Origin of the sequence: Serratia sp. CY37869 (assembly GCF_052168895.1) — a bacterium.
Lineage (GTDB): Bacteria > Pseudomonadota > Gammaproteobacteria > Enterobacterales > Enterobacteriaceae > Serratia > Serratia ureilytica.
On record NZ_JBJNLU010000002.1, the window covers coordinates 180,142 to 205,701 of the forward strand.

27 protein-coding genes and 1 other RNA gene are annotated in these 25,560 nt (G+C 60.1%); 24 read left to right on the forward strand and 4 right to left on the reverse strand.

All coding sequences use genetic code 11. The features are described from left to right. Nucleotides 1-93: 93 nt before the first annotated feature. Nucleotides 94-918 carry an HMP-PP phosphatase gene (gene cof, locus ACJ8J1_RS11075; protein WP_103101569.1) on the forward strand — a complete coding sequence of 275 codons (825 nt, stop codon included), beginning with the start codon at nucleotides 94-96 and terminating at the stop codon, nucleotides 916-918. A 60-nt stretch (nucleotides 919-978) separates the two neighbouring features. On the opposite strand, the gene ACJ8J1_RS11080 is transcribed toward cof, so the two are convergent. Continuing rightward, on the reverse strand, nucleotides 979-2,019 hold the full coding sequence (locus ACJ8J1_RS11080; RefSeq protein ID WP_442520341.1) for a PLP-dependent cysteine synthase family protein: 1,041 nt from the start codon (nucleotides 2,017-2,019) through the stop codon (nucleotides 979-981). Between the two features lie 122 nt (nucleotides 2,020-2,141). Between ACJ8J1_RS11080 and ACJ8J1_RS11085 the strand changes: the two genes are divergently transcribed. From ACJ8J1_RS11085 to amtB, 5 genes are all read left to right on the forward strand, one after another. Continuing rightward, nucleotides 2,142-2,603, forward strand: coding sequence for an Lrp/AsnC family transcriptional regulator (locus tag ACJ8J1_RS11085; RefSeq protein WP_004940330.1), 462 nt, complete (start codon nucleotides 2,142-2,144; stop codon nucleotides 2,601-2,603). Between the two features lie 92 nt (nucleotides 2,604-2,695). After that, nucleotides 2,696-4,471: a multidrug efflux ABC transporter permease/ATP-binding subunit SmdA gene (smdA, locus tag ACJ8J1_RS11090; protein WP_047572448.1), complete on the forward strand. Its 1,776-nt coding sequence runs from the start codon at nucleotides 2,696-2,698 to the stop codon at nucleotides 4,469-4,471. Further along, complete coding sequence (smdB, locus tag ACJ8J1_RS11095; RefSeq protein WP_033651091.1) at nucleotides 4,464-6,242, forward strand: multidrug efflux ABC transporter permease/ATP-binding subunit SmdB; 1,779 nt, start codon at nucleotides 4,464-4,466, stop codon at nucleotides 6,240-6,242. Before smdA ends, smdB begins: the two co-directional genes overlap by 8 nt. A 278-nt stretch (nucleotides 6,243-6,520) precedes the next feature. Then, nucleotides 6,521-6,859, forward strand: coding sequence for a P-II family nitrogen regulator (gene glnK / locus ACJ8J1_RS11100; RefSeq protein ID WP_004940327.1), 339 nt, complete (start codon nucleotides 6,521-6,523; stop codon nucleotides 6,857-6,859). A gap of 35 nt (nucleotides 6,860-6,894) precedes the next feature. Next, a complete protein-coding gene (gene amtB, locus ACJ8J1_RS11105; protein ID WP_033651092.1) occupies nucleotides 6,895-8,181 on the forward strand; it encodes an ammonium transporter AmtB in 1,287 nt (428 codons plus the stop codon). Nucleotides 8,182-8,271: 90 nt separating this feature from the next. Here the strand turns inward: amtB and tesB are convergent, their stop codons facing one another. Then, nucleotides 8,272-9,135 (reverse strand): acyl-CoA thioesterase II, encoded by an 864-nt coding sequence (gene tesB / locus ACJ8J1_RS11110; RefSeq protein WP_033642086.1) that lies wholly within the window; start codon nucleotides 9,133-9,135, stop codon nucleotides 8,272-8,274. Nucleotides 9,136-9,366: 231 nt separating this feature from the next. Between tesB and ACJ8J1_RS11115 the strand changes: the two genes are divergently transcribed. Further along, nucleotides 9,367-9,858, forward strand: a complete 492-nt coding sequence (locus ACJ8J1_RS11115; protein WP_033642087.1) for a YbaY family lipoprotein — start codon at nucleotides 9,367-9,369, stop codon at nucleotides 9,856-9,858. Nucleotides 9,859-9,922: 64 nt separating this feature from the next. Here ACJ8J1_RS11115 and ACJ8J1_RS11120 read toward each other — a convergent pair whose 3' ends face one another. After that, on the reverse strand, nucleotides 9,923-10,237 hold the full coding sequence (locus ACJ8J1_RS11120) for an MGMT family protein (protein ID WP_033642088.1): 315 nt from the start codon (nucleotides 10,235-10,237) through the stop codon (nucleotides 9,923-9,925). Between the two features lie 156 nt (nucleotides 10,238-10,393). Between ACJ8J1_RS11120 and ffs the strand changes: the two genes are divergently transcribed. From ffs to ACJ8J1_RS11200, 16 genes are all read left to right on the forward strand, one after another. After that, nucleotides 10,394-10,490: signal recognition particle sRNA small type (ffs, locus tag ACJ8J1_RS11125), an RNA gene on the forward strand. A 365-nt stretch (nucleotides 10,491-10,855) separates the two neighbouring features. Next, a complete protein-coding gene (locus ACJ8J1_RS11130) occupies nucleotides 10,856-11,653 on the forward strand; it encodes a winged helix-turn-helix domain-containing protein (protein WP_060659866.1) in 798 nt (265 codons plus the stop codon). After that, nucleotides 11,638-12,132 carry a FidL-like protein gene (locus ACJ8J1_RS11135; RefSeq protein ID WP_033642090.1) on the forward strand — a complete coding sequence of 165 codons (495 nt, stop codon included), beginning with the start codon at nucleotides 11,638-11,640 and terminating at the stop codon, nucleotides 12,130-12,132. Before ACJ8J1_RS11130 ends, ACJ8J1_RS11135 begins: the two co-directional genes overlap by 16 nt. 434 nt (nucleotides 12,133-12,566) lie before the next feature. Beyond that, on the forward strand, nucleotides 12,567-13,010 hold the full coding sequence (locus tag ACJ8J1_RS11140; RefSeq protein ID WP_226772955.1) for a winged helix-turn-helix domain-containing protein: 444 nt from the start codon (nucleotides 12,567-12,569) through the stop codon (nucleotides 13,008-13,010). 30 nt (nucleotides 13,011-13,040) lie between these two features. Then, complete coding sequence (locus ACJ8J1_RS11145) at nucleotides 13,041-13,544, forward strand: type II secretion system protein N (protein ID WP_042783791.1); 504 nt, start codon at nucleotides 13,041-13,043, stop codon at nucleotides 13,542-13,544. Between the two features lie 126 nt (nucleotides 13,545-13,670). After that, nucleotides 13,671-15,560, forward strand: coding sequence for a type II secretion system secretin GspD (gspD, locus tag ACJ8J1_RS11150; RefSeq protein WP_060660846.1), 1,890 nt, complete (start codon nucleotides 13,671-13,673; stop codon nucleotides 15,558-15,560). Next, nucleotides 15,557-17,053 carry a type II secretion system ATPase GspE gene (gspE, locus tag ACJ8J1_RS11155; RefSeq protein ID WP_046688364.1) on the forward strand — a complete coding sequence of 499 codons (1,497 nt, stop codon included), beginning with the start codon at nucleotides 15,557-15,559 and terminating at the stop codon, nucleotides 17,051-17,053. Before gspD ends, gspE begins: the two co-directional genes overlap by 4 nt. Next, nucleotides 17,043-18,254 carry a type II secretion system inner membrane protein GspF gene (gspF, locus tag ACJ8J1_RS11160; protein WP_103682160.1) on the forward strand — a complete coding sequence of 404 codons (1,212 nt, stop codon included), beginning with the start codon at nucleotides 17,043-17,045 and terminating at the stop codon, nucleotides 18,252-18,254. The genes gspE and gspF overlap by 11 nt, the downstream gene beginning before the upstream one ends. 41 nt (nucleotides 18,255-18,295) lie before the next feature. Further along, nucleotides 18,296-18,724 carry a type II secretion system major pseudopilin GspG gene (gene gspG, locus ACJ8J1_RS11165; RefSeq protein WP_033644207.1) on the forward strand — a complete coding sequence of 143 codons (429 nt, stop codon included), beginning with the start codon at nucleotides 18,296-18,298 and terminating at the stop codon, nucleotides 18,722-18,724. Next, nucleotides 18,721-19,296, forward strand: a complete 576-nt coding sequence (locus tag ACJ8J1_RS11170) for a prepilin-type N-terminal cleavage/methylation domain-containing protein (RefSeq protein ID WP_069100187.1) — start codon at nucleotides 18,721-18,723, stop codon at nucleotides 19,294-19,296. Before gspG ends, ACJ8J1_RS11170 begins: the two co-directional genes overlap by 4 nt. Continuing rightward, entirely contained in the window at nucleotides 19,190-19,555 is a 366-nt protein-coding gene (gene gspI, locus ACJ8J1_RS11175) for a type II secretion system minor pseudopilin GspI (RefSeq protein WP_072022489.1), read from the forward strand. Before ACJ8J1_RS11170 ends, gspI begins: the two co-directional genes overlap by 107 nt. Beyond that, nucleotides 19,552-20,166, forward strand: coding sequence for a type II secretion system minor pseudopilin GspJ (gene gspJ, locus ACJ8J1_RS11180; protein WP_042783795.1), 615 nt, complete (start codon nucleotides 19,552-19,554; stop codon nucleotides 20,164-20,166). The genes gspI and gspJ overlap by 4 nt, the downstream gene beginning before the upstream one ends. Next, entirely contained in the window at nucleotides 20,163-21,065 is a 903-nt protein-coding gene (gene gspK / locus ACJ8J1_RS11185; protein ID WP_103101565.1) for a type II secretion system minor pseudopilin GspK, read from the forward strand. The genes gspJ and gspK overlap by 4 nt, the downstream gene beginning before the upstream one ends. Nucleotides 21,066-21,068: 3 nt before the next feature. Continuing rightward, a complete protein-coding gene (gene gspL / locus ACJ8J1_RS11190; protein ID WP_060659861.1) occupies nucleotides 21,069-22,202 on the forward strand; it encodes a type II secretion system protein GspL in 1,134 nt (377 codons plus the stop codon). Continuing rightward, entirely contained in the window at nucleotides 22,199-22,693 is a 495-nt protein-coding gene (gene gspM, locus ACJ8J1_RS11195) for a type II secretion system protein GspM (RefSeq protein ID WP_046688369.1), read from the forward strand. The genes gspL and gspM overlap by 4 nt, the downstream gene beginning before the upstream one ends. Further along, nucleotides 22,678-23,493 (forward strand): prepilin peptidase, encoded by an 816-nt coding sequence (locus ACJ8J1_RS11200; RefSeq protein WP_103682129.1) that lies wholly within the window; start codon nucleotides 22,678-22,680, stop codon nucleotides 23,491-23,493. Before gspM ends, ACJ8J1_RS11200 begins: the two co-directional genes overlap by 16 nt. On the opposite strand, the gene gspS is transcribed toward ACJ8J1_RS11200, so the two are convergent. Next, nucleotides 23,490-23,852, reverse strand: coding sequence for a type II secretion system pilot lipoprotein GspS (gene gspS, locus ACJ8J1_RS11205; protein ID WP_103682128.1), 363 nt, complete (start codon nucleotides 23,850-23,852; stop codon nucleotides 23,490-23,492). The genes ACJ8J1_RS11200 and gspS overlap by 4 nt on opposite strands. Nucleotides 23,853-24,109: 257 nt before the next feature. Between gspS and gbpA the strand changes: the two genes are divergently transcribed. Next, on the forward strand, nucleotides 24,110-25,537 hold the full coding sequence (gene gbpA, locus ACJ8J1_RS11210) for an N-acetylglucosamine-binding protein GbpA (protein ID WP_046688371.1): 1,428 nt from the start codon (nucleotides 24,110-24,112) through the stop codon (nucleotides 25,535-25,537). The last annotated feature ends 23 nt before the right edge of the window (nucleotides 25,538-25,560 follow it).

The window sequence follows — 25,560 nt, forward strand, 5'->3', positions numbered from 1 at the left end:
CGGAACAGTTTTCCCAAATTGTTCACTATTACTTCCGCAAATACCATCCCATACTGCACTGATTGTAATCGCGTTCACATTCATGAGGTCTTTATGTATCGCCTGGCGGCTTTCGATATGGACGGCACGCTGTTGATGCCGGATCACCGGGTTGGCCCGGAAACGCTGGCGGTGCTGAACCAGCTGGTGGAGCGGGAGATGGTGGTGACGTTCGCCACCGGGCGGCACTACCTTGATGCGCAACCGATCATGGCGCAGCTGGGGCTGCAGGGCTATCTGATCACCGGCAACGGCACGCGGGTGTATGACAACCGTGGCCAACAGCTGCACGCCACCGATCTGCCGGCGGCGGTCGCCGAAGAGGTGCTGCATCATCATTGGCGCACCCGCGCCAGTATGCACGTGTTCCGCGACGAAGGTTGGCTGACCGAATTCCCCGTGCCGGAAGAGATGCTGCGGGCGCATCACCTGAGCGGTTTTCGTTTTCAGCAGGCCGACGTGCGCCGCCTGCCGGCGTTCGGCAACAGCAAGGTGTGTTTTGTCGCGCCGCACGAGGAGTTGCTGGCATTGCAGGTACAGCTGCGGGCGCAGCTGGGCGGTGAGGCAGACCTATGCTTTTCCGCCTACGACTGCCTGGAGGTGCTGCCGCTCGGTTGCAACAAAGGCACGGCGCTGGACCGACTGAGTCGCCATCTGGGGCTGACGATGGCCGACTGCATGGCGTTCGGCGACGCGATGAACGACAAAGAGATGCTGGGGGCGGTGGGACACGGCGTGGTGATGGGCAACGCCCTGCCGCAGCTGAAATCCCTGCTGCCGCAGCTGCCGGTTATCGGCCATTGCCAACAACAGGCGGTGGCCCACTATTTACAACATTGGCTGCGTTCACCTTGCCTCACCTATTCCCCCGAAGAATGAGGTTCTCCTTACAGCCGGCCGGGTATGACTACCCGGCTTTTTTTTACCCGAAGCCTGGCGTTACAAATTTGCCAGCTGCGCCAGATACGCCTGCAGATCGCCGATGTTGTTGCTGACCCATTCCGGGTTGTAATAGGTATCCAGGTAACGCTCGCCGCTGTCGCACAGCAGGGTGACGATCGACCCTTGCTCGCCGTTTTCCCGCATCTGTTTCGCCAGCTGCAGCGCACCCCAGACGTTGGTGCCGGTGGAGGCGCCGACCTTGCGGCCGAGCACGCCTTCCAGCCAGTGAATGGTGGCGATGCTGGCGGCATCCGGCACCCGCAGCATGTTGTCGACCACCGACGGGATGAACGACGGCTCGGCGCGCGGGCGGCCGATGCCTTCGATACGGCTGCCGCAGCTGCCGATCAGGGTGCGATCGCCGTGGTGGAAGCAGTCATAGAACACCGAGTTTTCCGGATCGACCACCGTCAATTGGGTGTCGTGCCCCTGATAGCGGATATAACGCCCCAGCGTGGCGGAGGTGCCGCCGGTGCCGGCGCTCATCACGATGTGTTTCGGCACCGGGAAGGGTTCGCGCGCCATCTGGCGGAAGATGCTGTCGGCGATGTTGTTGTTGCCGCGCCAGTCGGTGGCGCGTTCGGCGTAAGTGAACTGATCCATATAGTGGCCGTTCAGCTCTTTCGCCAGCTGTTCGGAGGCGGCGTAGATCTGGGCGGCGTGATCGACGAAGTGACAGCGGCCGCCGTAAAAGGCGATCTGTTCCACCTTGCGGCGCGCGGTGCAGGACGGCATCACTGCGATGAACGGCAGGCCGATCAGGCGAGCGAAGTAGGCTTCGGACACCGCCGTGCTGCCGGAAGAGGCCTCGATGATGGTGGTGTTCTCGGTGATCCAGCCGTTGCACAGGCCATAAAGGAACAGCGAGCGCGCCAGACGGTGTTTCAGGCTGCCGGTCGGGTGGGTGCTCTCATCCTTCAGATACAGGCAGATGCCGGGAAACGCCGGCAGGTTCAGGCGAATCAGGTGCGTATCGGCGGAGCGCTGAAAATCCGCTTCTATTTCACCGATAGCATATTTTACCCAAGAGTTTGTCATGATTTGGCCTCAGAATAGGGGGCTGATTTATGGCGTAGCATAGCCTGTCGGCAGGAAAAAAGGATTGCCATTTTCCCTGTTTAATCGCCTAATGGGAGAAAAATTTTCTCCAGGTGGCCGCTATGTTAGATAAAACAGACCGTAAGCTGCTGTGCATGCTGCAGCAAGATTGCACCCAGTCGCTGCAGGCGCTGGCCGATGCGGTTAATTTGACCTCTACGCCGTGCTGGAAGCGCCTGAAACGTCTGGAAGACGAAGGCTATATCCGCGGCCGGGTGGCCTTGTTGGATAACGAAAAGCTTGGCTTGGGGCTGACGGCGTTCGTACTGATCAAGACCCAACAGCACAGCAGCGAGTGGTATCAGGCGTTTGTGCAGCTGACCAGCCAAATGCCCGAGGTGCTGGCGTTCTACCGTATGGCGGGAGAGTACGACTACCTGATGCAGGTCGAAGTGGCGGACATGAAAAGCTACGACGGTTTTTACAAGCGCCTGGTGAACGGCGTGCCGGGCCTTATTGACGTCACCTCGAGCTTTGCCATGGAAAAAATCAAATACACCACCGCGCTGCCGGTGCCGGAGTGAAAAGTTCACCGGACGAGCGGCTCAACGGTGGTATCCTGCTCCGTTGAAGCGGAAAAAGAGACAAACCTCATAAAACCCTGGAATCAAACTGCGTGAGATTATTTGCACAAATCGGCTGGTACTTCCGCCGGGAGTGGCGCCGCTACCTGGGCGCGGTGGTATTGCTTATCGTCATCGCCATCCTGCAACTGCTGCCGCCTAAACTGGTCGGCATCATCGTGGACGGCGTCACCGAAAAACAGATGTCTACCGGCGTGCTGTTGGCCTGGCTTGGGCTGATGATCGGCACTGCGATCGTCGTTTACCTGCTGCGCTATGTGTGGCGGGTGCTGCTGTTCGGCGCTTCCTACCAGCTGGCGGTCGAGCTGCGCGAAAACTTTTACCGTCAGCTCAGTCGGCAGAACCCGGCGTTCTACCTGCGCCACCGCACCGGCGATCTGATGGCGCGCGCCACCAACGACGTGGATCGCGTGGTGTTCGCCGCCGGTGAAGGCGTGCTGACGCTGGTGGATTCGCTGGTGATGGGGTTGGTGGTGCTGGTGGTGATGAGCACCCAAATCAGCTGGCAGCTGACGGTGTTGGCGTTAATCCCGATGCCGCTGATGGCGATCGCCATCAAATATTACGGCGATCAGCTGCACCAGCGCTTTAAATCGGCGCAGGCGGCGTTTTCCAGCCTCAACGATCAGGCGCAGGAAAGCATGACCAGCATCCGCATGATCAAGGCCTTCGGGTTGGAGGATCACCAATCCAACCGCTTCGCCGACGTCGCGGCGCAGACCGGCGCCAAGAACATGCACGTGGCGCGGGTGGATGCGCGCTTCGATCCGACCATTTATATCGCCATCGGCGCCTCTAACCTGCTGGCCATCGGCGGCGGCAGCTGGATGGTGGTGAACGGTTCGCTGACGCTCGGGCAACTGACCAGCTTTGTGATGTACCTCGGCCTGATGATCTGGCCGATGCTGGCGCTGGCCTGGATGTTCAACATCGTCGAGCGCGGCAGCGCGGCCTACAGCCGTATCCGCAGCCTGCTCGACGAGGCGCCGGCGGTGCAGGACGGCCCGCAGGCGTTGCCGGCCGGGCGCGGCGTGCTGGAGGTGGATATCCGCGCGTTCCACTACCCGGAAAACCCGCACCCGGCGCTGCATGACCTGGCGCTGACGTTGAAGCCGGGGCAGATGCTGGGGCTGTGCGGGCCGACCGGGGCCGGTAAGTCGACATTACTGTCGCTGATCCAGCGTCAGTTCGACGTCGACCAAGGGCAGATCCGCTATCACGGCCTGCCGCTTCCGCAGGTCAGGCTCGACGACTGGCGTTCGCGGCTGTCGGTGGTGAGCCAGACGCCGTTCCTGTTCTCCGATACCGTGGCGAACAACATCGCGCTGGGCCAGCCGGGGGCGACGCAGGCGCAGATTGAACAGGCGGCGCGGCTGGCCAGCGTCCATGAGGACATTCTGCGGCTGCCGCAGGGCTATGACACCGAAGTGGGCGAACGCGGCGTGATGCTGTCGGGCGGCCAGAAACAGCGCATCTCCATCGCGCGCGCGTTGCTGCTGGATGCGGAGATCCTGATCCTCGACGATGCGTTGTCGGCGGTGGACGGCCGTACCGAGCACCAGATCCTGCACAACCTGCGCAGCTGGGGGCAAGATCGCACGGTGATCATCAGCGCGCACCGGCTGTCGGCATTGACCGAAGCCAGCGAAATCCTGGTGATGCAGCACGGCGGCGTGGCGCAGCGCGGCGATCCGGCGGCGCTGGCGGCGCAGCCGGGCTGGTATCGCGATATGTACCGTTATCAGCAGCTGGAAGCGGCGCTGGACGAAGCGCCGGAAAACGGCGAGGAGGCGTTGGCCGATGAATAAAGTGCAAAAGCTGTGGCCGACGCTGAAGCGGCTACTGGCCTACGGCTCGCCGTACCGCAAACCGCTGGGGGTGGCGGTGCTGATGCTGTGGGTGGCGGCGGCGGCGGAAGTCGCCGGGCCGATCCTGGTCAGCTATTTTATCGATAATTACGTCGCCAAAGGGCAACTGCCGCTGATGATTGTCGGCGGGCTGGCGGCGGCTTACATTCTGCTGGAGCTGCTGGCGGCGGCGCTGCACTACTTCCAGGCGCTGTTGTTCAACCAGGCGGCGGTAGGCGTGGTGCAGCGGCTGCGTACCGACGTGATGGACGCCGCGCTGCGCCAGCCGCTCAGCGCCTTCGACACCCAACCGGTCGGGCAATTGATCTCGCGCGTCACCAACGACACCGAAGTGATCAAGGACCTGTACGTGATGGTGGTCTCCACGGTGCTGAAAAGCGCCGCGCTGATCGGCGCCATGCTGGTGGCGATGTTCAGCCTCGACTGGCGCATGGCGTTAGTGGCTATCTGCATCTTCCCGGCGGTGTTCGTGGTGATGGGCATCTATCAATATTACAGCACGCCGATTGTGCGCCGGGTGCGCAGTTATCTGGCGGACATCAACGACGGTTTCAACGAAGTGATCAACGGCATGGGCGTGATCCAGCAATTCCGCCAGCAGGTGCGCTTCGGCGAACGCATGAGCGCCGCCAGCCAATCGCACTATCTCGCGCGCATGCAGACGCTGCGGCTCGACGGTTTTCTTCTGCGGCCGCTGCTCAGTCTGTTTTCGGCGCTGGTGCTGTGCGGTTTGCTGATGTTGTTCGGCTTCAGCGGCGAAGGCGTGATTGGCGTCGGCGTGCTCTATGCCTTCATCAACTACCTGGGGCGTTTGAACGAACCGCTGATCGAGTTGACGTCACAACAGTCGATCCTGCAGCAGGCGGTGGTGGCCGGCGAACGTATTTTCGAACTGATGGATCGCAGCCAGCAAAGCTACGGCGCAGACGATCGTCCGTTGGCCAGCGGCAGCATCGACATCACCGATCTGAGCTTCGCCTACCGTGCGGATAAAAAGGTGCTGCAGCATATTTCGCTGGCGGTGCCCTCACGCGGCTTCGTGGCGCTGGTCGGCCATACCGGCAGCGGCAAGAGCACGCTGGCTAACCTGCTGATGGGCTATTACCCGGTCAGCGAAGGGGAAGTGCGTCTCGACGGCCGTCCGCTCTCCAGCCTGTCGCACCGCACGCTGCGCCAGGGCGTGGCGATGGTGCAACAGGATCCGGTGGTGATCGCCGATTCGGTGCTGGCCAACGTGACGCTGGGGCGCAACATCGATGAAGAAGCCGTCTGGCGGGCGCTGGAAACGGTGCAGCTGGCGAGTCTGGTGCGCGGCTTCCCACAGGGTATCCATACCCGGCTGGGGGAGCAGGGCAATAACCTGTCGGTCGGGCAGAAACAGCTGCTGGCGATGGCGCGGGTATTGGTGCAGGCGCCGCAGATCCTGATCCTCGATGAGGCGACCGCCAATATCGACTCGGGCACCGAGCAGGCTATCCAGCGGGCGCTGCGCGTGATCCGCGAGCACACCACGCTGGTGGTGATCGCTCACCGCCTCTCGACGATCGTCGATGCCGATTCTATTCTGGTGCTGCATCGCGGCCAGGCGGTGGAGCAGGGCAACCATCAACAGCTGCTGGCGCAGCAGGGGCGCTACTACCAGATGTATCAGCTGCAGCTGGCGGGCGAGCAGTTGGCGGAAGCGGTGCGCGACGAGAGCCAACCCGCCTGATCCCACGGGCCGCGATCGCGGCCCTTATTTTTCCCAACGCACCACAAGCAGGCAACTCCGCCAGGCTACGCCCCCTTTCTGCACTTTTTCGACGCGACGCGCACCAAATCAGTGCGCATTATTTAACCCATTCAAGGTATCGGTACTGCACCACGCCGCGGCGGCGCCCGCGTGCCCGCTAATCCGCTGAATCGCCATGCAAAATAAAATTTGGCACAGCCCTTGCTACATATGAGGCGTACCGGGGTGAGTTTGGGCTTAATTCGTGGAGAGGCAATATGAAGCTGGTGACCGTGGTAATCAAACCGTTCAAGCTGGAGGACGTGCGCGAGGCCTTGTCCTCCGTGGGCATTCAGGGGTTGACCGTAACCGAAGTGAAGGGCTTTGGCCGCCAGAAAGGGCACGCCGAGCTGTATCGCGGCGCCGAATATAACGTCAACTTCCTGCCCAAGGTCAAAATCGATATCGCCATCGCCGACGATCAGTTGGATGAAGTGGTTGATGTCATTAGCAAAGCCGCCTACACCGGCAAAATCGGCGACGGCAAAATTTTCGTTGCCGAATTGCAACGCGTGATCCGTATTCGCACCGGCGAAACCGACGAATCGGCACTGTAACCGCGAACTCAGTTAAGTGATGGGGATGATTGATAATGAAAAGACTGTTATCCATGTTGGGCCTGAGTTCGGTAACACTGGTTCCTTCTTTGGCCCTGGCCGCCCCGGCGGTCGCCGATAAGGCCGACAACGCCTTTATGATGATCTGCACCGCGTTGGTGCTGTTCATGACGCTGCCCGGCATCGCGCTGTTTTACGGCGGCCTGCTGCGTGGCAAAAACGTGCTGTCGATGCTGACGCAGGTCACCGTCACCTTCGCGCTGGTCTGCGTGCTGTGGGTGCTGTATGGCTACAGCCTGGCGTTCAGCGAAGGCAATGCGGTGTTCGGCGGATTCCAGACGGCGATGCTGAAAGGCATCGGCATCGACAGCGTCACCGGCAGCATCAGCCAGATGATCCACGTCGCTTTCCAGGCCTCCTTCGCCTGCATTACCGTGGCGCTGGTGGTGGGGGGCTTCGCCGAACGCATTCGCTTCTCGGCGGTGCTGATCTTCGCGATCCTGTGGTTCACCCTGTCTTACCTGCCGATCGCACACATGGTGTGGGGCGGTGGCTATCTGGCCACCGACGGTGCGCTGGACTTCGCCGGCGGCACCGTGGTGCACATCAACGCCGCCAGCGCCGGGCTGATCGGCGCCTATCTGCTCGGCAAACGCGCCGGCTTCGGTAAAGAGGCGTTCAAACCGCATAACCTGCCGATGGTGTTTACCGGCGCGTCCATCTTGTATATCGGCTGGTTCGGCTTTAACGCCGGTTCCGCCAGCGCGGCTAACGGCATCGCGGCCTTGGCATTCCTGAACACTGTGGTGGCTACTGCGGGCGCCATTCTGTCCTGGACCTTCGCCGAGTGGGTGCTGCGCGGTAAGCCTTCGCTGTTGGGCGCCTGCTCCGGCATGATCGCCGGGCTGGTTGCCGTTACGCCGGCGGCGGGCACCGTGGGCGTGGGCGGCGCGTTGATCATCGGCCTGGTGGGGGGCGTCGCCGGCCTGTGGGGCGTAGTGACGTTGAAAAAATGGCTGAAAGTGGACGACACCTGCGACGTGTTCGGCGTGCACGGCGTGTGCGGCATCGTCGGCTGTCTGCTGACCGGCGTGTTCACCGCTTCTTCCCTCGGCGGCACCGGCTATGCCGAAGGGGTGACGATGGGGCATCAGGTGTGGATCCAACTGCTGAGCGTCGTGATTACGCTGGTGTGGTCAAGCGTCGCCGCCTTTATCGCCTTCAAGATCGCGGGCGCGATGGTGGGGCTGAGAGTGCCGGAAGAGCAGGAGCGCGAAGGGTTGGACGTCAACAGCCACGGCGAGAGCGCCTACAACCAGTAAGACTCGAAGCAGGGCAGTGCGCTAAATACGAAAATAATGATGAAGCAAAAAGGGGCGATGGAAACATCGCCCCTTTCTTTATGCCGCAAATCAGGCGTCGCGTTGGCGAATCACCCCTTCCTGTACGGTGGTGGCGACCAGCACGCCGTCGCGGGTGTAGATCTGGCCGCGCACAAAGCCGCGTGCGCCGGAGGCGGAGGAGCTTTCCACCGCGTACAGCAGCCAATCATCCATGCGGAACGGGCGGTGGAACCACATCGAATGGTCGATGGTGGCCACCTGCATGCCCGGCTCGAGGAAGCCGACGCCGTGCGGCTGTAGCGCCGTCGGCAGGAAGTTAAAGTCCGATGCGTAGCCCAGCAGATATTGGTGGATGCGCGCATCGTCCGGCATGCTGCCGTTGGCGCGGAACCACACGTAGCGATGCGGTTCTTCCACGCTGCCCTTCAACGGGTTGTGGAATTTCACCGGGCGCATTTCGATCGGCTTCTGACCGATAAATTTTTCGCGTACTTTGGTCGGCAGCATCGGCGCCAGCTTCTGAGCAATCTCTGATTCGGACAGCAGCCCTTCCGGCGGCGGCACGTCTGGCATCTGGTTCTGGTGCTCGAAACCTTCTTCCGGGCTCTGGAAGGAGGCGGTCATATAGAAGATAGGTTTGCCGTGCTGGATGGCGCTGACGCGACGGGCGCTGAAGCTGTTGCCGTCGCGCAGGGTTTCCACGTCGTAAACGATCGGCTTGCTGCTGTCGCCCGGGCGCAGGAAGTAGCTGTGGAACGAGTGCACGCTGCGCTCGTCCGGCACCGTCTGTTTGGCGGCGTACAGCGCCTGGCCGACCACTTGCCCGCCGAACACCTGACGCAGCCCCAGATCTTCGCTTTGGCCGCGGAACAGCCCTTCTTCGATTTTCTCCAGATCCAACAGATCGAGGAGGTTTTGCAATGCCTGGCTCATAAAATTGTTACCTTTCTAATAATCATTTTGCGCAGTGTGCGGAATATCACGGCGCGGCGTCAATATCTTGCGTTAAAGGGCCGATGAGAATGCTCTTAATAGTGAGCGCATTGGGCTGGCTAAGTGATTAATAGGCGGGGCAAAGTGGATTTATCAGTGTTTTGTGCTAAGTTTAATGAGTGAGGTGGTGAAAGCCACCAACGTGTTGATAATAAAAAAGGAGACCGATCCATGAAACTCTGGCAAATCGTAGGCGGTGCCGCAGCACTGACGATCACGCTGGCAGGATGCGCGCAAAAGAGTGCTGATGTGCCTACACCGGCGGCCGGCAACCCGGCGGCTGCGCAAACGCAGATTCAGGGGCCGGCGGTGACAGGTTCGGTTAATATACGTCAGCGCATTGCGCTGCCGCCGGACGCCGTACTGACTGTCACCCTCTCTGATGCCTCGCTGGCGGATGCGCCGTCCAAAGTGATTGCACAGCGCGCGATACGTACCGAAGGGCAACAAGCGCCGTTCAACTTTACGCTGCCGTACAACCCGTCTGATATCCAACCGAATGCGCGCATCATTCTGAGCGCGGCGGTGACGGTCAACGGGCGACTGATGTTCATTACCGACACGATCCAGGAAGTGGTTAACCGCAACGGCACCCGCGCCGATCTGCTGCTGGTTCCGGTGCAGGGCGTGCCGATGCAGGCTGCGCCAAGCGCGATGCAGTAATTCTGCTGCGGTACGGCAAGACCCAATCAACAGCCTTTGCGCTTCGGCCAAAGGCTGTTTTGTTTTACCAGCGCCAGCCGTAGCGATCGAAATCGACCGTGCTGTGCGGGCCGAAAATAATCCCCTCCGCCAGCAATGCCTGCCGTTGCCGTTGAAAATCCTCCCCCTGTTGCGAGATTTGCCCGTGCCGGTTGATTACGCGGTGCCACGGCAGCGTGCTGCCTTCCGGCAAACGCCGCAGCACGCCGCCGACCTGACGCGCGGCGCGCGGCGAACCGGCCAGACGGGCGACTTCACCGTAGGTGGTGACTTTGCCGTACGGAATAGCGGCCACGATATGGAATACCCGCTGGCTGAAAGAGGCGTCTTCTGGTTGCATGTTGCAGTTCCTGCGCGAGTCAAAACCCAGGCGGAGAGTGTGCCACAATGCAGGTGGGCAAGAAAACAGCGGTTGGCCCCGGTTGGCTTGCTATTTGATGGGGCATCGCCGATAATGCCCACCGCTTCGGAGTACAGAAGCCGTCAATGGGGGCCCTGTTGGTTCTCCCGCAACACTAACTTGTGAACTCGGTCAGGTCCGGAAGGAAGCAGCCGCAGCAGGTGACGTGTGTGCCGGGATGTAGCTGGCAGGGTCCCCACCCATTTGCGTCCCGCAAAACGCTCTTCCCCGTTATTCATCAAGTCGATACGCTGAACAGGCGTTACTTTCACGTCGCGATCGCGAAGCGTGTCCTCTGCACCGTTTTAGCCTTTATCCCCCTGATAGAAATGTATTGTTGCCAACAGATCCGATGACGGCGAAAAAATAACGCGTATACCGCCATTTGTGGGACAAATAAGGATGGAGAGATGGGGAAAATTCTTAAAGTTGCGCACCTGTTGGGATGACGTTAGTATTGTTTTTTCTCTGTGCGAAAAAACTATCCGCGCTTAGCGGCGGTCGTCGAACTGGCTCAATAAGTTTAAATAATAACCCGTGTGCGCTGTCAGGCTAAACATGATTTATATCATTGATAAAGATATTACATTTAATACTGAAAACGGTTCATTGAAAAGTTTAAAGAAGGGGCGGGAAGTTTTCTTATCCAGCGTCAATGCCAGAGTATTCAAATGCTTGCTTGAACACGGCCATGAGACGGTGAGTCGCGAGACGCTGTTGCAGCAGGTTTGGACCGATCACGGCTTGAGCGCCTCTTCCGCGACGTTAAATCAATATATCAGCCTGACCCGACGCGCATTGACGTCTGTCGGTTTCAACGAGCGCCTCATCGTTACCCTATCCAAAAAGGGGTATAGACTTAATCGAATAATACCTGTCGACCGACTGCGGATTGATTTACCCGAGCCTCATCAGCTTGCCGATGCCTCAGTGACGTTGGCGTCACCTGCCGCAACGACAAAAAACACCCATCACTATTTTTTTATTCTGCTGCGCAGTTTATCGATCGTCGTACCCTTATCTTTTCTGGCGCTGTGTTTCATCTATTACAAGCACCATCGCGACAGTGAAAAGAAGCAGGTATTGTCCTACGTCGGCACGGTGAACGGTTGCCCGATCTACTATGCCGGCCATTTTTTGGCGAATCACCAGGACGGCTACTTGCAGTTTCTGGTCAGGAAAGATTTGTATGGCCGGCATTGCCGATCCGGCGAGGTCGTCATTACCAAGGTTAACCGTTCTCAAAATGCCAATGAAGACAGCGGACGCCAGTTTATCGCCAAATGCACGAAGGACAGTGCGGCTGTTTTGCATAACTGTGAGAGCGAGTACATTCGGGCATGGAAAAAAAGTTAAATATTCTGTCAGCCACGCTGGTCGGCCTGTGCGTGTTGACCGGCAGCGTGATGTATTCCCTGATACGCAGCCATCATGACTTCAGTGATTTTTCCTGTGAAGCGAACGCCACGTTCAATTATTTCAATTCACTGGACGCGCAGGCGGCCCATAACGACATTCAGCTGTCGCTGAAAATAAACTACATCTTTTTGTCCGGCGATAAGGGCGTGATGGTCCTGTCGGGGTTAGCCAACGACGGTGAAAAGAAATACTTCGTCAATCGGCGGGTTAACTTCAGCTATGTTTCGCAGGGGAGTTTTTATCGCTTTCAGTATGGCGAGGTCAACTATTCGCCGCGTGATACCTTGCCGGAAGAGATTTATACCTACTTTTTCAGCAATGAGTCGACGTTTTATCATATTCGCAGCATTGATAAAAACACGTTGATGTTTAGTAATGCCTATTCGCCGATGTTCTTATGCAATATTGAATCCTGACGTTTACTTTATTGCCCCTCCGATAAAGATGTATTTTATTTGCCGTTTATAGCGTTCCGCCGTCTTTTTAGCGCACAACTAATAACATGAGTTATTATCGGTCATTGTCTATTTTTCGCATCACTAATCGAATTTAATGGCGGTTCACTTATTTTATAAATTCTTCTATCACCATGTTTTTAAATGACTTAATGGCTTTAGGTTTGTGTTGTTTTGTTAGATTAATTTTATATTGTTTATTTTAAATAAATAAGTTGCATGAATATTTTTAACATGATTAATTGAGCCGGCTCTTAACACGGCGAATCACTTATTTGCGTTGAAAATGCATCTGCCGCATGCGTGCAAAGGTAATGGCACAGGGAGCCTTTGGACTTCATTAAACTGATAGGCGAGAGATGGACATACATAGCATTGCCCTGAACGAGACTCTGTTGGAAAATGAGTTGGTGATCTTAAACAACAATGAAAAGACGCTGTTATTTAAAAAAGAGAATGTGCTCATCGAAATGACCGAATTGCAGCGGCGTTTCATGCTGTGCCTGTTGAGTGGCATCTATAAGAAAAATGACATTATTCGCGCAGTCTGGTTCTGCAACCATGAGACCATCAGCGACAATAACTATTATCAAATGATATTCCAATGCCGCGCTTTGCTCTCCCGCCACGGTATTCCGGGCGAGGTGATCAAAACCATTCCCCGATTTGGCGTGATGCTGAGTTTCCAGGCCTGCGAACGCGCGAATACGCGGGAGCAATGCTTGGCACCGGCGGCTAATAAACAGCGGCGAACGTGGCTGGACGCCGTGAATTATAAAGTGGCGCTGGCCATCACGCTGCTGTTTTCCGTGGCGATGGTGTTGGGCATTTCCGCTTAGCGTTGGCGCCGTTGAATAACCGGGGGGCCAGTGAGCAAGCGGTTGATAGACTTTTTTATTCTACTTTTCTTCCTGGCTAATTTGACGTTCATGCTTTCTCAGGTGTGGCGAATGATAACCGTGAATAACGAACCCGTTGAGCCGCACCTTGAAAGTGGGCGTGAGCAAGTGCGCCATGGCGTCTTTCCCCAGGAAGATGACATCGAGAAAATTAACGACGCACACTGGTTTGGCCGCTATCAGGCGGCGAAAAGCGGCGAAAAGGCGCGCGGGTATAAGGTCGGCGAGTGGGCGATCGGCGCCGAGCTGCTGGCTAACGCGCCGGAGGCCGCGGCGCTCGGCAAGATAACCGGTCTGCTGTTCAGTGATAACGCCGAAAAAAGCCTGGTTATCGTGGAACATGGCGGTAAGCAAACCGGGTATGGCGTTGGCGATCGGCTGGTCGGCAGCAATGCCGTTATCGTGCGGATATTAAAAAACAAAATACTGCTCGATGAAAACGGTTATTACGCCGCGCTGACGTTTAAAGAGTAGCCGGCGCGCCGCTTCGGCGTGGGGTGTTTTACAGCATAAGGCAATACTGTGATGACGCATTTTATTTTTCGTTCCCGCGCAGGCTGGAGCGCCGGTTTATGGCGCGCGTTAGCGGCGGTGGCCGTCATGATTGCCCTGGGGGGCCTGGCGCATGCGGAGCAATTCTCCGCCAATTTCAAAGGCACGGACATTCAGGAATTTATCAATACGGTCAGTAAAAACCTGAGCAAGACCATCATTATCGATCCGGCGGTGAAAGGTAAGGTTACGGTGCGCAGCTACGAACAGCTCAACGAGAAGCAATATTACCAGTTCTTTCTCAATGTGCTGGACGTCTACGGCTATACGGTCATCGGCATGCCCAACAATGTCCTGAAGGTGATCGCCGCCAAAGAGGGAAAAAGAGCCGCGCTGTCGCAAAGCGGCGGCGAGGCGATTGCTGAAGGGGATGAAGTAGTGATGCGCGTGGTGCCGCTGCGCAATATCGCGGCCAAAGACGTTTCGCCGATCTTGCGCCAGCTTAACGACAGCATCGGCGTGGGCAGCGTGGCGCATTACGAGCAGGGCAATGCGCTGTTGATCACCGGCCGAGCCGGGGTAGTCAACGGCCTGCTCGACCTTGTCAGGGAGATGGATCAGGACGACGGCAATCAGGTTGAGACCTTCGCGCTGAAGCATGCGGCGGCGCCGGAGATTGCGCGGATGGTGAACGAACTGTTTCGCGAAGAGGGTAAACGGCGTATGGCCGGGGCAGGCTCGCTGCGGCTGGTGGCGGATGAGCGCACCAACAGCGTGATGATCGCCGGGGACGATCGGGCCCGCGAACACGCCAAAGAACTGATTGAGCAGTTGGATAACAAGAGTGTCACCCAAGGCAATACCCAGGTCATTCCGCTCAAATACGCCAAGGCGCAGAGCCTGGTCGAGGTGCTGACCGGCGTGAGCGCGGGCCTGCAAAACGAGAAAGAGAGCGCCGCCGCCAACGTGGCGCTGTTGAAAAATGTGGTGATCAAGGCCGATGAGCAGACCAATGCGCTGATCATCACCGCCGCGCCGGACGTGATGCGCGATCTGGAGGCGGTGGTCGCCAAGCTGGATGTACGGCGCGCGCAGGTGCTGGTCGAAGCGGTGATCGTCGAGGTGCAGGATGGGCAGGGGCTGAACATCGGCGTGCAGTGGGCCAACAAATACGGCGGCGGCACGCAGTTCGCCGGCCAGGCGCCCGGCATCTCGGCGGGGTTCGAAAACGGCATGAGCGATGTGTTCGGCAAGGCCAACGGCCTGATGACCGGTTTCTACAGCGGCAACTGGGGCGTATTGCTGTCCGCCATCGCCAGCAACAACCAAAACAATATCCTGGCTACGCCGAGCATCGTTACGCTCGATAACGCCGAGGCGGAGTTCAGCGTCGGCCAGGATGTACCGATCCTCACCGGTTCGCAAACCACCAACAGCGATAACGTCTTCAATACCGTGTCGCGCAAAACGGTGGGCATCAAGCTCAAGGTCAAACCGCAGATCAATCAGGGCCAGTCCGTGCTGATGCAGATCGAGCAGGAGGTCTCCAGCGTTGCCGACAGCGCCGGCGCTACGCCGGATTCGCTGGGGGCGACCTTCAATATCCGCACGGTCAACAATACGGTGCTGGTGGACAGCGGTGAGACCGTGGTGGTGGGCGGGCTGCTGGACAAGTCCAACTCGGAGCTGGAGAGCAGCGTGCCGATCCTGGGCAAGATCCCGCTGGTGGGGGCGCTGTTTCGCTCGAACGCCACCAAAGCGAGCAAGCGTAATTTGATGCTGTTTATCCGCCCGACCATCATTCGCAGCTCCGAGGGGTATGCCCGGCAGAGCCAGCGCAAGTTAGGCAAGTTCGACGCCGAGCAGCAGGACGATCGTGAGCTGAATAACGCACTGCGCAGCGAGATCGCCGGCGATAAGAAGGCGATCGACAATCGGGCGTTCCTCGCCACCGTCGCGCGTATCGAGGCGTTTTATTCGCGCGGAGCGCGCCCGTGAAGCCCCGTTCTGTGGGGCCGCGGCTGCCTTTTGGCTGGGCGCGGCAGCATGGCGTGCTGGCCGTCGACGGGCAGAGCGGCATCCAACTGTATTGTCACCCCGAGACCCGCCAGGCCGCGTTGATGGAGGCGTACCGCTGCCTGCCCGGTGAGCCGACGCTGGCCCGGCTGGACACGGAGGCCTTTGAACAACGGCTGGTGGCGCACTATCAGCGGGAAAGCGGCCAGGCGCAGAAAATGATCGACGATCTGGGCGGCGAACTGGATTTCTATGCGTTGGCGGAAGAGCTGCCGCAGCAGCAAGACCTGTTGGACGAACAGGACGATGCGCCGATTATCCGCCTGATTAACGCCTTGCTGAGTGAGGCGATCAAAGAGCGCGCCTCCGATATTCACATCGAAACCTACGAGAGCGAGCTGGTGATCCGTTTTCGTATTGACGGCGCGCTGCGCCGCATTCTGGCGCCGCAGCGCAAGTTGGCGGCGCTGCTGGTGTCGCGCATCAAGGTCATGTCGAAGCTGGATATCGCCGAGAAGCGCGTGCCGCAGGATGGGCGCATGGCGCTGAAGGTTGGCGGGCGGGCGATCGACGTGCGGGTGTCGGTGATGCCGGCCAGCCACGGCGAGCGCGTGGTCATGCGCCTGTTGGATAAACAGGGCGTGCGGCTCGAACTGCCCAGCCTGGGCATGGCGGCGGCGCACCAACAGGCGTTGCTGCGCCTGATCCGCCAGCCGCACGGCATTATTCTGGTCACCGGCCCGACCGGTTCGGGCAAGAGCACCACGCTTTATACCTTGCTGAACCAGATCAATGACGAACAGCGCAACATCATGACGATCGAAGATCCCGTCGAGTATGAACTGGCCGGCATCGCGCAGACGCAGGTGAACCCCAAAGTGGACATGACCTTCGCGCGCGGGCTGCGCGCGCTGCTGCGTCAGGATCCCGATGTGGTGTTGATCGGCGAGATCCGCGACGGTGAAACGGCGCAGATCGCGGTGCAGGCCTCATTGACCGGACATCTGGTGCTGTCGACCCTGCATACCAACACGGCGATCGGCGCCGTGACCCGGCTGCGGGACATGGGCGTTGAACCGTTTTTGCTTTCCAGCTCGCTGAGCGGCGTGTTGGCGCAGCGCCTGGTGCGCCGGCTTTGTCCGCACTGTCGCGAGCCTTATGCGCTGCCTGACGCGCAGCGGCGCCAACTGGGGCTGGCGTCGACGCGGGCGCTGACCTGCTGGCGCCCGATAGGATGCGAGGCCTGCGGCGGGCAGGGCTATCGCGGCCGAATCGGTTTGCATGAACTGTTGGTGCTGGATGAACCGATGCGCAGGGCAATCCACCGTAGCGACGGTGAGCTGGACATCGCCAGGCTGGCCGGGGAGCGCTATCAGCCGCTGCGCCAGGATGGGATCGCCAAAATGTGCGCCGGAGAGACCAGCCTGGAAGAAGTGTTGCGGGTGACGCGCGAAGGGGATGGCGATGAAGTTTGATTATCGCGCCTGCGATCGTGAGGGGCGCGCCCGGCGTGGCGTGTTGGAGGCGGATTCTCTGCGCCAGGCCCGCGATCGGCTGCGTGAGAAGGGGTGGCAGGTGCTGGCGGTGCAGGCGCGCAGGCGATCCGCTCTTGCCGGCCTGCTCGCCGGCCGTTGGATGGGCGGCGTGAGCAGCGGCGATCTGGCGCTGCTCACCCGGCAACTGGCGACGCTGCTGTCTGCCGCGCTGCCGCTGGAAGAGGCGCTGATGGCGGTGGCGCGGCAAACGGAGAAAAAAGGCCTGCAGGCGGCGTTGACTCAGGTGAGGCAGCGCATTCTGGAGGGTTTCCCGCTGGCGCAGGCGCTGGGGCAGTATCCGCAGATTTTTGACCGTCTCTATTGCGCCATGGTGGCGGCCGGTGAGATTGCCGGCCATCTGGGGCCGGTGCTGGAACGGCTGGCTGACTATGTCGAACAGCGCCAGCACATGAAGAACAAGATCGTGCAGGCGTTGGTGTACCCGATGGTGCTGACGGTGGTGGCGATTGGCGTGGTGGCTATCTTGCTGACGGCAGTGGTGCCGAAGGTGATCGAACAGTTTGTGCATATGAAGCAGACCTTGCCGCTGTCGACCCGGATGCTGCTTGGCGCCAGCGACGGATTGCGCCAATGGGGGGCGGCGGTGTTGATGGCGGCGCTGGCGGGCTTTGGCGCTTTCCGTTATCGCCTGCGGGATCCGGCGCGGCGCGCACGCTGGCATGCGTTCATCCTGCGGCTGCCGGTGGTCGGCAAACTGTCGCTGGCGGTGAATACCGCGCGCTACGCCAAAACGCTGAGCATTTTGAACGCCAGCGCCGTGCCGTTGCTGGAGGCGATGCGCATCAGCGCCGGCGTGTTGGGTAACGAGGCTGCCCGTGAGCGCCTGCTGGCGGCGATGGAGCGGGTGCGAGAGGGGGAAGGATTGTCGCCGTCGCTTGAAGGCACCGCGCTGTTCTCGCCGATGATGCGACACATGATCATGTCCGGCGAGCGCAGCGGCGAACTGGACATGATGCTCGAACGGGCGGCGGCGATGCAGCAGGAGGCCTTCAGCCGGCAAATCACGCTGGCGCTGGGGCTGTTTGAGCCTTTATTGGTGATCGCGATGGCCGGTTCGGTGCTGTTTATCATTCTGGCCATCCTGCAGCCGATATTGCAGCTCAATAATATGGTCGGCTAATCATGCCATTAATGGAGAGTAAAGTGAGTCATATCAGCAATATGCGCAGGTCCCGGCAGCGTGGGTTCACGCTGCTGGAAATCATGGTGGTGATCGTCATTCTGGGGCTGTTGGCCAGCCTGACCATCCCAAGCCTGATGGGTAACAAGGAGAAGGCCGATCGGCAAAAGGCCGCCAGCGATATCGTCGCGCTGGAGAACGCGCTGGATATGTACAAGCTGGATAACGGCCGTTATCCCAGCGCGGAGCAGGGGCTGGCGGCGCTGGTGACCCGGCCGACGCTGGCACCGATCCCAAGGAATTATCCCGAAGACGGTTATATCCGCCGCTTGCCGCAAGACCCCTGGGGGCAAGCGTATCGTCTGCGCAACCCGGGGCGCCATGGCAAGCTGGATGTGTTCACGCTGGGGCCGGACGGTGTCGCCGATACCGATGATGACATCGGTAACTGGGTGGCCGACGCGCCATGAGGCGCATACGCGGTTTTACGCTGCTGGAGACCATGTTGGTATTGCTGCTGCTGGGGGTGACTAGCGGCCTGGTGATGCTGAGTTTTCCGGCGGATGAGAAGCCGTTGGCGCAGCAGGGAGAGCGATTGAGCCATTGGCTGAATGCCCTCGCCGAGCGGGCCGAGCGCGAAGGGGTGAGGTATGGCGTGGCGTTCGATGACGGCGGTTGGCGCAGCGTCGCCGAAGCGGGGCGGGAGAGCCGGGAGCAGTACGCTCTGCCGGACGGCGTCGCGCTGCGGCTGAGCGTTGAAGGGCAAACCGTCGCGCTCGCCGCAGAGGCGGCGCTGCCACAGGTGTGGCTGTATCCGGGGGGCGAAACCACGGCGTTCAGCGTGGAGCTATCCCAGGGCAAGTGTCTGTGGCGATTGCAGGCGCCCGGTTACTTTGTATTTGAAACGACGGACATTCGTTGCGATGACGCGGAAAATGAGACGCCAGCAGGGCATGACGCTGCTGGAAGTGATGGTGGCCATGATGATCTTCGCCATCGGCTGTCTGGCGCTGATCAACAGCACCGGCGGCCAGGTGCGTAGCCTGAGCGCGATCGAAGCCAAGACCGTGGCGCTGTGGGTGGCGGACAACCAGCTGACGCTGCTGCAGCTCGAGCCCCGCCCACCGACGCTCGCCTGGCATTCGGGCACCACGGTAATGGCCGGTGAAACCTGGCACTGGCGCTATCGCGGGCGGGAGACCAGCGACGCCGGGATGCGGGCGATCGCGATTGAAGTCAGGCGCGACCCGCAGGATCGCAATGCGCTGGTGGAGATGCTCACCTACAGGGCGTTGTTGTGAAGCGCGCTTTGCAACGGGGTTTTACGCTGGTGGAAATGCTGTTGGCCATCGCCCTGTTCGCCATGCTGTCGCTCACCGCATTGACGGTCTTCAGAGGCGTGCTGAAAAACGACGAAATCACCCAGCGCAAATCGACGCAGTTGACCCAGCTGCAACGGGCGCTGGCGATCGTCGAGCGCGATTTGACGCAGGCGCAGGCGCGCGCGCCGACCGGCGATAAACGCTGGCCGGCGGCGCCGGAGTTTGCGGTGCTGCAGACGGCGGGAGAGGAAGGCGGCGATTTTCAGCTGTTGCTGATCCGAAACGGCTGGCCGAACCCCCAGGCCCGATTGCCGCGAGCCACGCAGGAGCGGGTGGCGTATCGCTACCGGCAGGGGCGGCTCGAACGCCTCAGTTACCCGAATTTGAGCAGCCCGCAGGCGGCGGCGCGCAGCGTGCTGCTGCTGTCTGAGGTGACGCGGTTCCAATTGCGTTTTTACCGGCAGGGCGAATGGTTGACGGCCTGGCGCGCCGGCGGGCTGCTGCCGCAGGCGGTGGAAATCGCCATCGACACCCCCGCGCTGGGGGAAGTCCGGCGCATCGTCACGTTGCCCGCTGCGAGGCCACTATGAATAAACAACGCGGTATGGCGCTGTTGATGGTGTTGCTGATGATGTCGCTGATGGCGATCGTGGCGGTCAATATCAACGATAACTGGCAGCGTTCGCTGGTGCGCACCCAGTCTCAGCAGGATCGACTGAGGGCGAAATGGTTGCTGCTGGGCGGCGAGAGCTACGCCCGGCAGCGGCTGCAGCAGGCGGGAGAGCAGCGGAAGGCGTGGGGGGCATCAGGGGTGACCTTCAGCATGCGCACCGAAGAGGGGGAAGTGGCGATACGTCTGCGCCGCGTTGACGCCTGTTTCAACCTCAACGCCCTGATCCGCGTCGCCGGCCCGGCGGATGTCGGCGATAGCGAGGGGGGCCCCCCCAATAAGGAGAGGCGAATATTCATGCTGCTATTGAACAATCAGGGGATCGCCGCTGCCCAGGCGGGCGCGATTGCCGATGCGATCGTCGCCAGAGCCTATGGCGAAGGATATCTGATGGGGGATGTCAGCGAGCTGCGGGAGCTGGCCGGCATCGACCGCGAGCTTTATCTGCGTCTTGCGCCGCTGCTTTGTGCGGCGCCGGATGCCGAGCTGCGCCTCAATCCGGACGCCGTGAACGACGCTCAGCTGCCGCTGCTGCGGGCGATGTTGATGAACGCGCTGAGCGATGAGCGGCTGCTGGCGCTGCTGGCGGCCCGTCCGCCGCAGGGCTGGCAGACGCTGGCGTTTTTGTCGCAGGAAAAAGCGCTGCAGGCGCTGGGCGAGGATGGCCTTGGCGAGCGACTTATTTTCGACGATAACCGCTGGATTGCGCAGCTGCAGCTTAGGCTGAACGACGGGCGCTATCGGCTGGTCAGCGCGTTGCAGCCGGGCCCGTCAGGCGTCACGGTCAGCGGACGTCGGTTCGACAGAGGGGAAGGGTAAACGATGGCGAACACCATCCTGCTTATCGCGCTGGACGATGATGCGATGGCCGATGTGCGCTGGGGCCGCGTCGGCGAGACGCGCTGCCGCTTTGCCGCCCGCCTCGATCTGGCCGAAGGCGGTAGTGAGTTGGCGGCCATGGCGCAGGGCAGCCGGGTCGTGGTGCTGGTGCCTGCCCGTCATGTGGTGCTGAGACAAACGACATTCCAGGGCAAGGCCCGGCAGGCGACGCCGCTGGCGCTGGCGTACTCCCATGAGACCGGGTTGTTGACCGATGTCGAGCAGATGCATTGGGCGGTGCTGGGCAAGGTGCAGCGTGATTTCACTATCGCCGGCGTTGCGCTGGCGCAGATGCAAGGGTGGGTTGATAGCCTCAACGCCTGCGGCATTCGCGTCGATGCCCTGCTGCCCGACGTGCTGGCGTTGCCGTTGCCGAACCAATGCAGCGCACTGCGCTGGCGCGGACACTGGCTGCTCCGAACGGGGGGCATGCAGGGCATGCAGTTGCCCGATGCCTGGGGGGACAGCGTCCCGTGGCCGACGCCGGATTGGTGTCTGCACAGTGGCGGAGAGGTGCCGGCGGGCTGGGAAACGGCGCGTATCGATGAGGATCCGCTGTGGCGATTGGCGGAAGAGGCCTGGAACAGCACATCCACGCTGTTGCAGGGGCGTTTCAAACCGGGCGTGCGCTGGCCGCGCCGTCTGCCCGATAAGACCGCCTGCGCGATGCTGCTGCTCAGCGGTTCGCTGCTGGTGGGGGGCTTGCATCACCAATTGAAGGCCAGACAGAGCGAAAGCCAGATAACGGCGCTGACTCAGCGCCTGCTGCCGAGTGGCGAGACAGCGCCGGCGTTCGCCGAACGGGCGGCGCAAACGTGGGCACGGCGTATGCAAGACACCCTGAATGCGCCGCAGCTGTTCAGGCTGTTGCCCTACGCGGCCGAGGCGCTTGCTGTCTGGGAACCTCCGCAGTTGCAGGCGCTGGCTTTCGACGCTGCCGACGATCGTTTGGTGGTGACGGTAAACAGAAACGACGCGCCGCTGCCGGCGCCGGTCAACGACGGTGGCGTCAGCATGACGTTCAGCGAGGGAAGCGCGCCTAACCAGGCGATCCTGACGGTGAGAGGTGAGCGATGAACATCGGTTGGCGCGATAAGGCGCTGCGGCGGGCAGTGCTGTTAAGCCTGTTGATGCTGATGGCCTGCGGCTACTGCCTGTATCAATTTTCACAGGCGCAAAAAAACGCACAACGGCTGGCGGCGCTGCGGGAGCAGGCGCGCGTCATCCAACAATTGCAGGCGCGTTTGCCGCAGAGCGCCGCCGCGCGCGAGCAACTGCCGGAGCGACTGCGACAGAGTGCGCTGGCATATCGCATCGCCATCGCCGAACTGACGGAAAGTGAAGCGGATGTGCGGGTCACGCTGCCTCCCGTGCCATTTGAACGCCTGTTGCCGTGGCTGGCCGCCCTGCAACGCGAGCACGGGATCCGCGTGCTCTCACTCGCCGCAGAACGTGCGGGGCAGGCGCCGGGCGTGGTGCAAATCAGCCAACTGCGGGTAACGGCGCAACCGGGATGTCACCCACGCGACGACAATAGAGGATCCAGAGAGCCATGCTATCCGCAATAAACGCAGTGGCCGATGAACACTGGCTGCTATTTAGCGCCGTGTTGAGCCTGTGCATCGGCAGTTTTATCAATGTGGTCGTTTATCGGCTGCCTGTCATGCTTGAGCGCGAAATGGAAATGGCGCAGGCCGAACGATTTAATCTCTTTTTGCCGCGTTCATTCTGCCCGTGTTGCACAATGAAAATACCGGCGCTCGATAATATTCCTTTATTAAGTTGGCTGCTGTTGCGCGGTCGCTGTCGTTATTGTCGCACGCCTATTTCCATCCGTTATCCACTGGTGGAGCTATTGCTGATGCTAATGGGAATAACGCTGGCCTGGCGCGTCGGCATCGGTGTGGATTGGTTTTTCATGTTGGCGTTTGCTGCATTGCTGCTGGCCTTGGCGGCGATCGACAGCGAGCGTCAGCTGTTGCCGGATTGCCTGACGTTGTCGCTGCTGTGGGCCGGGCTGTTGTGGCATTGCCTGGCGCACCCGGCATTTTTGCCGACGGCGGTCATCGGCGCGCTGGCGGGGTATTTGACGCTGTGGCTGCTGTATTGGGGATTTCGTCTCGCGACCGGCCGCGAGGGGCTGGGATACGGCGATTTTAAACTGCTGGCGGCGCTCGGCGCCTGGGGCGGCTATGCCGTTTTGCCGTCGATTCTGCTGTTTGCCGCCACCGGCAGCCTGCTGTGGCTGCTGCTGCGGGTGTGGCGCGGCGGCGATGGGGCGCAGCCCCTGCCTTTTGGCCCGGGTTTGGCGGCGGCGGGCGCCGGCGCGGTAGCCTGCCAGTGGCTTGCGCTACCGCTGGCGGGTTAACGGAGCTGGGCTAAAAACGGCGCCAGCGTTCGGTTGAGTCCGCTGCACTTCTCTTGCAACGGCGTGGCGTCGGCCTCCAGCTGCGCGGCGACGTTTTTGCCTGCATCAAGCAACTGGGTGCGATTAAGTGCCGGCGCCCAGCCTTTTCTCTCCGCCGCCTGCAACGCCGCCGCCGCGAGTGGGTCGTTGGCCGGGATATCGGCGCGGTTGCAGCGTTCTCTCAGAAACTGGCCGGCGCCGACCAGCGATGACAGCTGGTCGCGCTGGATGGCGGCGTCAGGGACCGATTTGGCGGCGTGCTGACAGCCGGATAACAGCAGGCATGCCATGAACGCCGTGGCGATGTTTTTCAATGTCACGTTATTTTCCCTGTGGAATTAATTGGCGCGGTGTCGGTATTTTCTTGCGCCGCATGGCGGCGCTTTACGAGGTCAGGAATATTTTAACCCTTTATCATGCGGTTTAATATTCTGACGGCATTAGGTTTTATTATTTTAATGCATTCTAAGTGCCGGGCGTTCAGGGCTTCTACTTATTATTCCTCTCGCGGTATCGCCGCATCTCTTTGAGTTTCTTCTCACTCAGTTGGAATCCAATAAATTTAACTGGAGTCGTAATGAAATTATCCAAAATCGCCCTGATGATGGCAGCGCTCACTGCCTCCTCGGCCGCCTGGTCGCACGGTTATATCGAAGTGCCCGAGAGCCGCGCCTACAAGTGCAAGCTGGGCAGCAACACCGACTGCGGCCGAGCGCAGTGGGAACCGCAGAGCGTCGAGCAGGTTTCCGGCTTCCCTGGCGGCGCGACGCCGCGCGACGGCCAGCTGGCCAGCGGCGGGGTGGGCGGTTTCGAGCCGCTGGATCGTCAGGGCGTCAACGTCTGGGCGTTGAACACCATGAAACCGGGACCGCAGACGTTCACCTGGTACCACACCGCCAAGCACAAAACCAATAACTGGCGTTATTACATCACCAAACAAGACTGGGACGTGAATAAGCCGCTGTCGCGCGAGGCTTTCGAAAAAGAGCCGTTCTGTGAAGTCGATGGCCATGCTCAGGCGCCAAAAGATCGCGAAGTGCACCAGTGCGTGGTGCCGGAGAGAACCGGCTATCAGGTGATTTATGGCGTGTGGGAAATCAATGACACGGTGAACAGCTTCTATCAGGTGGTTGACGTCAACTTCGAGGACGACGGCGTCGTGTCCGAATGGCGCAAGCAGCTGCAAGGCTCTCTCACCGGCAAAAACCTGCAGGTTGGCGACAAGGTGATCGCCCGTTTCTTTGATGCGGACGGTGAAGTGCTGACGATGAAAACCGAGCTGGCGATTGACAGTGAGGCGCTGACCGACAAAAACCGCTGGAGCCACGCGTTGGCCAGCAAGATCAACGCCGAACAGAAAGCGGTGCGTGCCGGGGTGAAAGACGGTAAAGGCAACGTCAATCCGGTGTTTGGCAATAATGCGGTCTTTGCCAAACAAGGCAGCACGATGAAGAGCGTGGTGATCTCCTATGAGGAAGAAACGCCGACTATCACCGAAGAGATCCGCATCGGCAACCTGTCCAGCACCAAGATCAAGGACGGTAAAGCTCAGCTGACCTTCAATGCCGAGGTTAAAGGCAAATTGACCGTTGAAGCGCGCGTTTACGATCACGGCCAGACGGAAAAAGGCTACGTGAAAGAGACGCTGGAAGACGCCAGCCAGCCGCTGACCGTCGCGCTGAACAACGTCAGCGAGGGCCATCACATGCTGAAAGTGATCGCCAGCAACGACAATGGGCAGAGCATTCAGCCGGATATCGAAAACTTCAATCTGGAAGCTGAATCCACCGGCGGTGGCGGCAATGGCGACTACAACTTCGTCTTCCCGAACGCGCTGAGTAAATACACCGCCGGCACCACGGTGCTGCAACCGAAAGACGGCAAGGTTTATCAGTGCAAACCTTTCCCTTACAGCGGTTACTGCATGCAGTGGAACAGCGGCGCGACTCAGTTTGAGCCGGGCGTGGGATCCAACTGGCAGGACGCCTGGGTCGTGAAAAAGTAAGTGCGCATCGGATAGTCAAGCGG

What these genes read in the sequence shown, in the direction of transcription:
- gbpA (WP_046688371.1), top strand. Translation starts at nt 24,110, where the DNA reads ATGAAATTATCCAAAATCGCCCTGATGATGGCAGCGCTCACTGCCTCC.
- gspK (WP_103101565.1), top strand. Translation starts at nt 20,163, where the DNA reads ATGAATAAACAACGCGGTATGGCGCTGTTGATGGTGTTGCTGATGATG.
- gspD (WP_060660846.1), top strand. Translation starts at nt 13,671, where the DNA reads ATGATTGCCCTGGGGGGCCTGGCGCATGCGGAGCAATTCTCCGCCAAT.
- ACJ8J1_RS11170 (WP_069100187.1), top strand. Translation starts at nt 18,721, where the DNA reads ATGAGGCGCATACGCGGTTTTACGCTGCTGGAGACCATGTTGGTATTG.
- tesB (WP_033642086.1), bottom strand. Translation starts at nt 9,135, where the DNA reads ATGAGCCAGGCATTGCAAAACCTCCTCGATCTGTTGGATCTGGAGAAA.
- gspM (WP_046688369.1), top strand. Translation starts at nt 22,199, where the DNA reads ATGAACATCGGTTGGCGCGATAAGGCGCTGCGGCGGGCAGTGCTGTTA.
- gspI (WP_072022489.1), top strand. Translation starts at nt 19,190, where the DNA reads ATGAGACGCCAGCAGGGCATGACGCTGCTGGAAGTGATGGTGGCCATG.
- ACJ8J1_RS11130 (WP_060659866.1), top strand. Translation starts at nt 10,856, where the DNA reads ATGATTTATATCATTGATAAAGATATTACATTTAATACTGAAAACGGT.
- gspL (WP_060659861.1), top strand. Translation starts at nt 21,069, where the DNA reads ATGGCGAACACCATCCTGCTTATCGCGCTGGACGATGATGCGATGGCC.
- ACJ8J1_RS11120 (WP_033642088.1), bottom strand. Translation starts at nt 10,237, where the DNA reads ATGCAACCAGAAGACGCCTCTTTCAGCCAGCGGGTATTCCATATCGTG.
- ACJ8J1_RS11135 (WP_033642090.1), top strand. Translation starts at nt 11,638, where the DNA reads ATGGAAAAAAAGTTAAATATTCTGTCAGCCACGCTGGTCGGCCTGTGC.
- gspG (WP_033644207.1), top strand. Translation starts at nt 18,296, where the DNA reads ATGCGCAGGTCCCGGCAGCGTGGGTTCACGCTGCTGGAAATCATGGTG.
- amtB (WP_033651092.1), top strand. Translation starts at nt 6,895, where the DNA reads ATGAAAAGACTGTTATCCATGTTGGGCCTGAGTTCGGTAACACTGGTT.
- gspF (WP_103682160.1), top strand. Translation starts at nt 17,043, where the DNA reads ATGAAGTTTGATTATCGCGCCTGCGATCGTGAGGGGCGCGCCCGGCGT.
- glnK (WP_004940327.1), top strand. Translation starts at nt 6,521, where the DNA reads ATGAAGCTGGTGACCGTGGTAATCAAACCGTTCAAGCTGGAGGACGTG.
- smdB (WP_033651091.1), top strand. Translation starts at nt 4,464, where the DNA reads ATGAATAAAGTGCAAAAGCTGTGGCCGACGCTGAAGCGGCTACTGGCC.
- cof (WP_103101569.1), top strand. Translation starts at nt 94, where the DNA reads ATGTATCGCCTGGCGGCTTTCGATATGGACGGCACGCTGTTGATGCCG.
- ACJ8J1_RS11080 (WP_442520341.1), bottom strand. Translation starts at nt 2,019, where the DNA reads ATGACAAACTCTTGGGTAAAATATGCTATCGGTGAAATAGAAGCGGAT.
- ACJ8J1_RS11085 (WP_004940330.1), top strand. Translation starts at nt 2,142, where the DNA reads ATGTTAGATAAAACAGACCGTAAGCTGCTGTGCATGCTGCAGCAAGAT.
- ACJ8J1_RS11115 (WP_033642087.1), top strand. Translation starts at nt 9,367, where the DNA reads ATGAAACTCTGGCAAATCGTAGGCGGTGCCGCAGCACTGACGATCACG.
- ACJ8J1_RS11200 (WP_103682129.1), top strand. Translation starts at nt 22,678, where the DNA reads ATGCTATCCGCAATAAACGCAGTGGCCGATGAACACTGGCTGCTATTT.